The following is a 9461-nucleotide window of genomic DNA, read 5'->3' as shown; positions in this document are numbered from 1 at the left end:
TCTTTATACTTATATTATATAGAAATTCCATTATAGTCAGTGAGGAGCTGAAAAACATGGAAACAATTTTACATAATGATCCACTTATAGCAGCTATAATTTCTTGGTTTTTAGCACAGTTAACGAAAGTCGTTTTTAAATTAATAAAAACAGGCGAGTTTGATTTTGCTAAGTTCTTTGCTTCAGGTGGAATGCCAAGTTCGCATGCTTCGACTGTTACTGCACTTGCTACAGGTGTCGGAGTGGTGGAAGGTGTGGAGAGTCCAATATTTGCGGTTGCCGCTATTTTTGCCATTATTGTTATGTACGATGCTTCAGGAGTAAGGCTTGCGGTAAGTAAGCAAGCGAAAATATTGAATGATTTTTTTCATGGTAGACAAACAGAATATAAAAAGTTAAATGAGCTCGTTGGACATACACCGTATCAAGTTGTTGTTGGTGCACTATTAGGAATTGTTGTCGGGGTTGGGTATTGTTTGTAAGCAGRATGTGTGTAATACACGTTCTGCTTTTCTTTGTTTTCATACATATTTAGATGAGTTTTCGAATATCGTATACGGACTTAGAAAGGGTGGGTGAGCGGTGTGCTACTATATGACAAAGTGCATGAGGAGATAGAGCGGAGAACGACTGCACTTCAAACGATGCAAAGGCGAGACGGAACGTGGCAATTTTGTTTTGAAGGAGCTTTGCTAACGGATTGTCACATGATTTTTTTACTCAAATTATTAGGGCGAAATGACGAAATAGAACCGTTTGTGAAAAGGTTAGTATCTCTTCAAACAAATGAAGGGACTTGGAAATTATACGAAGATGAAAAGGGAGGGAATTTATCCGCGACGATCCAAGCATATGCTGCTTTACTTGCTTCGGAAAAATATTCGAAAGAAGATATGAATATGAGGCGAGCTGAAATGTTTATTAAGGAACACGGGGGAGTTTCTCGTGCTCATTTTATGACGAAATTTTTATTAGCGATTCATGGAGAATATGAATTTCCTGCGCTTTTTCACTTTCCAACGCCAATCTTATTTTTACAAGATGACTCCCCCCTCAGTATATTTGGGCTAAGCAGCTCAGCGCGTATACATTTAATTCCGATGATGATTTGTATGAATAAGAGATTCCGTGTAGAGAAAAAGTTATTGCCAAATTTAAATCATATTGCAGGCGGGGGTGGGCAATGGTTTCGAGAGGAGCGGTCTCCGCTGTTTCAATCGTTTTTAGGTGATGTGAAAAAGGTAATATCTTATCCATTATCGTTACATCATAAAGGATACGAAGAAGTAGAGCGCTTTATGAAGGAGCGTATAGATGAAAATGGAACATTATATAGTTACGCCAGTGCTACGTTTTATATGATTTATGCTTTGCTTGCATTAGGGCACTCTATTCAGTCCCCAATTATTGAGAAAGCTGTGACAGGATTAAAATCTTATATATGGAAGATGGACAGAGGAAGTCATTTGCAAAATTCTCCTTCTACCGTATGGGATACCGCTTTACTTAGCTATTCATTGCAAGAAGCTAAAGTTACAAATGAAAATAAGATGATTCAAAGGGCGACGGAGTATTTATTGCAAAAACAACAAACTAAAAAGGTAGATTGGAGCGTACATGCATCATCACTTGTAGCTGGCGGTTGGGGATTTTCAGATGTTAATACGACGATCCCTGATATAGACGATACTACAGCTGCCCTTAGAGCGTTAGCGCGAAGTAGAGGGAGTGATAGAGTAGATGATGCGTGGGGAAGAGGTGTGGAATGGGTAAAAGGATTGCAAAACAATGATGGAGGCTGGGGAGCTTTTGAACGAGGGGTAACGAGCAAGTTACTATCGAATTTGCCGATTGAAAATGCGAGTGATATGATAACCGATCCGTCCACACCAGATATTACAGGTAGGGTGTTAGAATTATTCGGAACGTATGCACCGAATGARTTGCTTGAAGAGCAAAAAAAGAAAGCTATCAAATGGTTAATGGATGTACAGGAACAGAATGGATCATGGTATGGAAAATGGGGGATATGTTATATATATGGGACATGGGCAACGATGACAGGCTTACGTGCATTAGGAGTGCCTTCTACTCATCCATCGTTGAAAAAAGCAGCTTCATGGCTCGAACATTTGCAGCATGAAGACGGAGGGTGGGGAGAATCCTGTCAAAGTAGTGTAGAGAAAAAATTTATTTCTTTACCTTTTAGTACGCCGTCACAAACAGCGTGGGCACTTGATGCACTCATTTCTTACTACGATCAAGAAACACCGATTATTCGARAAGGAATTACATATTTGCTCGCGCAGTCTACTATGAATGAAAAATATCCTACTGGTACAGGGTTACCGGGGGGCTTTTATATTCGCTATCATAGTTATGGGCATATATATCCGTTACTGGCTTTAGCGCACTACGTAAAGAAATATAGAAAATAAACCGAGAGATACTCTCGGTTTATTTTGATGGGTAGTAGGTCCCTGTTGAAAAGAATAAGGAACGTTGTAGTTCCTTATTTTTCTGTTGATTGGCGTTTTTGACGTGCATCAGCGGCATTTGCACGTGCGTTTGCTTCTAAGTCATTGTGGTCAGCGAGTTCGCGAGCGAACTCAACATCAATACCATCGGCAGCTTTGTTTCGATTTACATTCTTTTTTTTCATTCGACACAATCTCCTTGTGTTTTATGCGGCGTTGCAAAGTTAGTTTGACACAAATAGACTTTTTTATACAAAGAGGATTTGGAAAGCATAGAGCCGAAATATACAATATAACTAATAGAAATGGGGGATAGAGATGGAATTGTTGAATGGGAAAACAGCTGTTGTAACGGGTGCTGCACAGGGGATTGGAAAAGAAATCGCACGAGTTTTTGCAAAACTAGGGGCCAAAGTATTAATTAGTGATGTAAATGAAGAGAAGCTACAAGAAACGACACGTGAATTATCAGATGAAGGGTATGATGTGAGTTTATATCGATGTGATGTGAGTAATCAAAATGAAGCGAAGTCGTTAATTGAATATGCGGTGCAAAAATTTGGTACATTACATATTTTAGTGAATAACGCTGGGATTACAAAAGATGCAATGTTACATAAGATGGAGAAGTCTGCTTGGGAACAAGTATTACAAGTGAACTTAACTGGCGTTTTTTATTGTATGCAGCCAGCACTTCTTTATATGAGACAACAACAGTATGGACGGATTATTAATATTTCTTCTATTAGTAGGGAAGGAAACATTGGACAAGCAAATTATGCGGCTACAAAAGCAGGGGTTGTAGGCTTAACAAAAACAGCAGCGAAAGAGGTTGGAAGTTTTGGTATTACGTGTAATGCGATTTGTCCAGGGTTTATGGATACTGATATGACAAAAACAATACCGGATAAAGTAAAAGAGAAAATGGTTGGAGCGATTCCARTTGGAAGAATTGGAACGCCGGAAGATATTGCAAACGCAGCTGCCTTTTTAGCATCAGAGTATGCGTCTTACATTACAGGAGAGGTATTAAATGTGAGCGGTGGGTTGCAAGTGTAAATGAATACATAATGAAAAGAACCTGACCGAGTAGGTCAGGTTCTTTCTCGTTAATTTAAGTTAATCCAAACGCTCTTCACTTCTGTATAGTTGTTCAGCGCGTAAGATCCCATTTCGCGGCCAAGGCCAGATTGTTTAAATCCTCCAAATGGAGATGCTGCATCAAAGACGTTATAACAGTTTACCCATACAGTACCAGCACGTACTTTACTTGCAACATAGTGTGCTGTTTTAACATTTTCTGTCCACACACCAGCCGCTAAGCCGAATTGTGATTTATTTGCACGTTCAATTACTTCATCAATATCGTTAAAAGGTATTGCAGAAATAACTGGACCGAAAATTTCTTCTTTAGCGATTGTCATCTCATCATTTACATCAGCGAATACTGTAGGAGAAACGAAGTAACCTTGATCGAATGGTTTGTTTCCTCCGCAAAGTACTTCAGCACCTTCTGCAATTCCTTTTTCAATATAACCCATTACACGTTTTTGTTGTTCTTCAGAAACAAGAGGTCCGATTGTAGTTTCAGGATTTAGACCAGCGCCTTGATTTAATTTTTTTGAATATAGAACGAGATCAGCCATGACATTATCGTACATTTTCTTCGGAATAAATAAGCGTGACCCAGCACAGCACACTTGTCCTTGGTTAAACATAACACCAGAAAGCGCAGCTGGAATCGCTCGAGATAAGTCAGCGTCTGGTAAAATAATGTTTGGTGATTTACCGCCAAGCTCTAAAGTAACACGTTTCAATGATTCAGATGCTTGTCGCATAATTTGTTTACCGACTGGAGTAGAACCAGTAAATGCAATTTTATCAACGAGTGGATGATTAACAAGTGCTTGTCCAGCTGATTCACCGAATCCAGGAACGATATTAATAACACCTTTCGGGAATCCAGCTTCTTCAATTAATTCAGCTAAGTATAGAGCGGATAGTGGAGTTTGTTCTGCAGGTTTTAAAACGATTGTACATCCTGTAGCAAGCGCAGCTCCCATTTTCCACATTGCCATAAGAAGTGGGAAGTTCCAAGGGATAATTTGACCGACGACACCAACAGCCTCATGGCGTGTATAGTTAAAGTAATCACCGGAAACAGGAATTGTTTGACCAACAATTTTCGTCGCCCAGCCAGCATAATAGCGCATATGCTCAATTGCAAGTGGTATGTCTGCCGCCATTGTTTCACGGATTGGCTTTCCGTTATCTAACGTTTCGAGCTGTGCGAGCTCTTCTTTATGCTCTTCCATTAAATCAGCGAGCTTGTACATAAGACGGCTGCGTTCAGCAGTGCTCATGCGTGACCAAGGACCTTCATCGAAAGCCATTCGAGCAGCTACCACAGCTTTATGAATGTCTTCGCGACCAGCTTCAGCAACGATAGCGAGTGTTTCACCAGTTGCTGGGTTAGGAGTTTTAAATGTTTTTCCGGAAGCGCTTTCAATGAACGCTCCGTTCACATATAGTTTCTTTGTGCCTTGAAGAAATTTCTCTACCTTTTCATGAAGATTTACAGCTAGTTGACTCATTGTATAACCCCCTTGAAAATATAATTTAAACGCAGTACGAGACGGCGTTTATTCCGAAATCAAGGATGTGGGAACTAGATGAAAAGCCTCTACTTAAAATCATAAATAAAAAATGCTGAAAATTCAAATTTCATTTTCGTTACAATTGTAAAAAATATGTAATGAAACATTGTATTCTATATAATTACAAAAAATCCTGCGCGTTTTTGTTTTCTAGTAGGAAAAACTAGAAAAACAGTGGTACAATTATACATCGTGAGAGGAGGGGGAAAATGAAGAATTATCATGATGATCCGCGCTTTCGAGTTGCCCATAGAGAAGCGTTAATTGGTCTTGGATTAGCTATTATTAATTTTATAATATGGTATGGATTTGCTTATGGGCTTGGAAGTAAGGATCCGAGTGAATATACATATGTATTAGGTTTTCCAGCATGGTTTTTTTATAGCTGTATCGTTGGATTTATCGTAATGGTTATTTTGCTTATTTTAGTTGTTCGTTTTTTATTTCAAGATATTTCACTCGATGAGGAAGAAAAAAGTGAGGAATGATAGATGAATTGGTATGTAATAATCCCAATGATAATTTCTTTTATCGTTGTGTTTTTAATTGGTGTATATGCATCAAGACGTGTACAAGCAACCGCTAATAATAAATTTTTACAAGAATATTTTCTTGGTGGGCGTGAACTTGGTGGCTTATTATTAGCTATGACGATGATTGCTACGTACGGTAGTGCAAGTAGCTTTATCGGCGGGCCTGGTATTGCTTACAATATGGGTCTTGGATGGGTGCTGTTATCAGCGATTCAAGTTGTAACAGGATATATCGTTTTAACGGTTATTGGTAAAAAGTTTGCTATTATCGCTAGAAAGATGGAAGCAATTACGCTTATTGATTATTTAAAGGGCAGATACAATAATAAAGCGGTAGTTGTTCTTTCTGCGTTATGTATTATAATCTTTTTGTTCTCAGCAACAGTAGCCCAGTGGGTTGGCGGCGGACGATTAATTGAGTCGCTAACAGGACTTTCCTACACAACGGCACTATTTTTATTTACATTTTCTGTACTTGTGTATGTGTTAATTGGTGGATTTCGTGCAGTCGCTTTATCGGATACGTTATTAGGAATCATTATGTTAGTCGGAACAACAATCATTTTAATTGCTACTGTCATTGCTGGTGGCGGAGTTGAAAAGATTATGCAGGAACTTATTCAAATTAATCCGAATCTAATAACACCGTTCGGAGCGGATGGAAGTTTAACGAAATCATATGTCACATCATTCTGGATTTTAATTGGGATTGGTGTCGTTGGATTACCGCAAATTAGTGTGCGTGCTATGTCTTATAAAAATTCAAAAGCTATGCACCAAGCATTAATCATTGGAACGGTTGTCGTCGGTACAATTATGATTGGTATGCATTTAACTGGTGTGTTTGCAAGAGTAGTCCTTCCAGGAATAACGGTACCAGATAAAGTAATGCCGCTACTCGCGATGGAAGTGTTGCCACCTTGGTTAGCTGGAGTTTTCTTAGCTGCACCAATGGCAGCGATAATGTCTACTGTGAACTCATTATTATTACTTGTAAGTTCGTCAATTATTAAAGATATATATGTGAACTACATAAATAAAGATGCCGCGGATAGTACGATAAAGAAAGGTAGCCTATTGATTACTGGTATCGTAGGATTACTCGTATATGCTGCCGCTATTAAGCCACCAGACTTTTTAATTTGGTTAAATTTATTTTCTTTCGGTGGTTTAGAAGCAGCGTTCATTTGGCCGATTGTGTTAGGTTTATATTGGAAAAAAGGAAATGCAACTGGAGCTCTCGCATCTATTTTAGTTGGAGTAGGTTCCTATATGTTTATTCACCTTTGCTACCCTAATCCATTCGGTATACATACAGTTGTTTTCCCGATTTGCTTTGCATTTATCTCTTATATAATTGGTAGTATGGTTACGATGAAAAAAGTAGCATAAAAATATAGAAAAACGTAGGAACTTCTAATATGAAGTTCCTACGTTTTTTGTTTATACAAAATTTATCTTTTTCATTCTGTATTCCGTCATGTATTCATAAAGTAATAACAATTGATGGGATGGAGTTGAGGTCTATGAAAAAAATATTATTTTTAGGAGACCCAGGAATTGATGACTCTTTAGCAATTATGTATGGATTATTGCATCCTGATATTGATATTGTTGGAGTAGTAACGGGATATGGGAATGTAACGCAGGAAAAGGCGACGAGTAATGCGGCGTATTTATTGCAAATGGCGGGCCGGGAAGATATACCTGTTATTAATGGAGCGAAAATTCCTTTATCTGGGGAGTTTGTAACATATTATCCGGAAATTCACGGAGCAGATGGCTTAGGACCTATTAAGCCTCCTAAAACTTTTTCTCCCAATATTAAACCYTTTTGTGCATTTTTCGATATYMTTGAAAARTATAAAGGAGAAYTAATYATTGTTGATGCYGGYAGRTCAACAACATTRGCRACRGCYTTTATTTTAGAAAAACCRATGATGAAGTATGTGAAAGAATATTATATAATGGGCGGWGCKTTYTTAATGCCYGGAAATGTTACACCAGTCGCGGAAGCCAATTTTCATGGTGACCCAATTGCATCACAATTAGTTATGCAAAATGCAAAAAATGTGACACTAATACCGCTTAACGTTACATCAGAAGCGATTATTACACCGGAGATGGTGAAATACATTACGAAACATTCTAAAACGAATTTCAAGAAATTAATAGAACCGATTTTCAATTATTATTATAAAGCTTATAAAAAKYTRAATCCYAAAATAACAGGKAGYCCAGTRCATGAYGTWGTRACRATGATGGTAGCGGCAAATCCATCTMTTTTAGATTACGTGTATCGTCGTGTTGATGTAGATACGGTTGGAGTTGCGAAAGGGGAAAGTATCGCTGATTTTCGCCCGCAACCTGAAGCAAAAGCGTTGAAAAATTGGGTTAAAATTGGCTGGTCTTTACATTATAAAAAGTTTCTAGAGGATTTTGTGAAAATTATGACGTAGACATAATAGTAGCATACAAGTTAAAATAATGGAGATGATTGTTTAAATAATCATCTCCATTATTTTGTTTTTAAGAGATAAATAGAGAAGAGTTACACAATAGGAGAGGAATTTTACTTGAAAAAAACTATAGTATGCGCAGTGATTGTGGGTATTTTTGTTTTGCTGATATCAGGTAACTTTTTAGTGAAAAAAGTGTGGAGTTCAAATAATGATGATGCGCAGTACATAGCATCCTTTATTGAAGAACATAAAGATGAAAAGAATAGTGCACTTTTAATAAAAAGAAATGATAAAGTCGTGTATTCTGTAAATCCGGATGTTATATTGCCAGTTGCTAGTACGATGAAGTTAATTGTGGCGCTTGAATATACGAAACAAGTTACAGAGGGGAAAATCGATCCGTCTAGTTTCGTYTCAATTAATGATGTGAATCGTTATTATGTRCCRRRTACAGATGGTGGTGCACAAGAYAGATGGCAAAATTATTTGCAAAAAAMAGRRAAGATAACTGAAGGAGCGGTTTCTTTAGAAGAAGTTGCAAAAGGAATGGTTAAGTTYAGTTCWAATGCAAATACTGAATATTTAATGGAGGTATTAGGATTAGACAATATTAATCGGAATTTACAAAGTTTAGCACTTCCTGCACATCAACCGCTATTTCCGATTGTTTCATCTTTATACATTCCGGGATATTTGCATAAAGAATTACATGTTCCAAAATATAAAATAGAGAAAAAGTTAAAAGAAATGTCTCAAGAGCAATATCGTGAATATGCTATGATTATTCATGAACGCTTAAAAAAGAAGGGACCATTATTACAGAAGGAAATTCCTCTGTATTTAGAGGAACGTTACGACAAAATTTGGTCGGATAGATTGCCGGCTGCTTCCGCTAACGATTATATGGTACTGCTTCAAAAGGCAAATCATCAAGGTGGTCTTACAGGAGCGGAAGAAAAAGTGTGGGCGAATATCGTTGAAACAGATATGAGCGCAAAGAAATATCGTAAAACATTCAGGCATGCTGGACAAAAGAATGGTTATACACCATGGACGGTAACAAAAGCAGTTTATGCAATGGATAAACGCGGAAACTGTACAGAAATTGTTTTCTTGGCAAATAATTTAAATGAAGATGACAGTGCTGAAATACGTAAACAYTTAGCAAATYTACAYTTYCAAGTGTTGCAAAGTGATAAGTATGATGCGACTTTTATTAAATAAACTCGGTGCTATAAGCACCGAGTTTATTTTTACGTACAAGCACTTTTTTGCCATCCCTGGGTATGATGGGTAGTAATACTTAGGTGAGAGGGGAAAAGGTGATGAAAC

The 9461-nt window shown here is 37.7% G+C and carries 9 protein-coding genes; 7 read left to right on the top strand and 2 right to left on the bottom strand.

The window, feature by feature from the left end:
• Window positions 1–56: 56 nt before the first annotated feature.
• Together AC1DJR_RS09645 and AC1DJR_RS09640 are read left to right on the top strand one after the other, a co-directional pair.
• Window positions 57–482 carry a divergent PAP2 family protein gene (locus tag AC1DJR_RS09645; RefSeq protein ID WP_000447809.1) on the top strand — a complete coding sequence of 142 codons (426 nt, stop codon included), beginning with the start codon at window positions 57–59 and terminating at the stop codon, window positions 480–482.
• A 102-nt stretch (window positions 483–584) separates the two neighbouring features.
• A complete protein-coding gene (locus AC1DJR_RS09640) occupies window positions 585–2438 on the top strand; it encodes a terpene cyclase/mutase family protein (protein ID WP_477002484.1) in 1854 nt (617 codons plus the stop codon).
• A 74-nt stretch (window positions 2439–2512) separates the two neighbouring features.
• Here AC1DJR_RS09640 and AC1DJR_RS09635 read toward each other — a convergent pair whose 3' ends face one another.
• Complete coding sequence (locus AC1DJR_RS09635) at window positions 2513–2662, bottom strand: YfhD family protein (RefSeq protein ID WP_002066466.1); 150 nt, start codon at window positions 2660–2662, stop codon at window positions 2513–2515.
• A gap of 133 nt (window positions 2663–2795) precedes the next feature.
• On the opposite strand from AC1DJR_RS09635, the gene fabG reads away from it, so the two are divergent.
• Window positions 2796–3536 (top strand): 3-oxoacyl-ACP reductase FabG, encoded by a 741-nt coding sequence (gene fabG / locus AC1DJR_RS09630; RefSeq protein ID WP_477002483.1) that lies wholly within the window; start codon window positions 2796–2798, stop codon window positions 3534–3536.
• Window positions 3537–3586: 50 nt separating this feature from the next.
• On the opposite strand, the gene dhaS is transcribed toward fabG, so the two are convergent.
• Window positions 3587–5071: an aldehyde dehydrogenase DhaS gene (dhaS, locus tag AC1DJR_RS09625; RefSeq protein WP_131245332.1), complete on the bottom strand. Its 1485-nt coding sequence runs from the start codon at window positions 5069–5071 to the stop codon at window positions 3587–3589.
• 272 nt (window positions 5072–5343) lie between these two features.
• On the opposite strand from dhaS, the gene AC1DJR_RS09620 reads away from it, so the two are divergent.
• From AC1DJR_RS09620 to AC1DJR_RS09605, 4 genes are all read left to right on the top strand, one after another.
• Entirely contained in the window at window positions 5344–5622 is a 279-nt protein-coding gene (locus AC1DJR_RS09620; protein ID WP_002014357.1) for a YhdT family protein, read from the top strand.
• 3 nt (window positions 5623–5625) lie between these two features.
• Window positions 5626–7059: a sodium/pantothenate symporter gene (panF, locus tag AC1DJR_RS09615; protein WP_002087740.1), complete on the top strand. Its 1434-nt coding sequence runs from the start codon at window positions 5626–5628 to the stop codon at window positions 7057–7059.
• Window positions 7060–7193: 134 nt separating this feature from the next.
• Window positions 7194–8126: a nucleoside hydrolase gene (locus AC1DJR_RS09610; RefSeq protein ID WP_477002482.1), complete on the top strand. Its 933-nt coding sequence runs from the start codon at window positions 7194–7196 to the stop codon at window positions 8124–8126.
• A 117-nt stretch (window positions 8127–8243) separates the two neighbouring features.
• On the top strand, window positions 8244–9353 hold the full coding sequence (locus tag AC1DJR_RS09605) for a serine hydrolase (RefSeq protein ID WP_477002481.1): 1110 nt from the start codon (window positions 8244–8246) through the stop codon (window positions 9351–9353).
• Window positions 9354–9461: the final 108 nt, after the last annotated feature.

This window comes from Bacillus sp. 05T31 (assembly GCF_056396725.1).
Note: the sequence above shows the minus strand (reverse complement) of the source record. Positions and strands in the feature narration are given on the sequence as shown.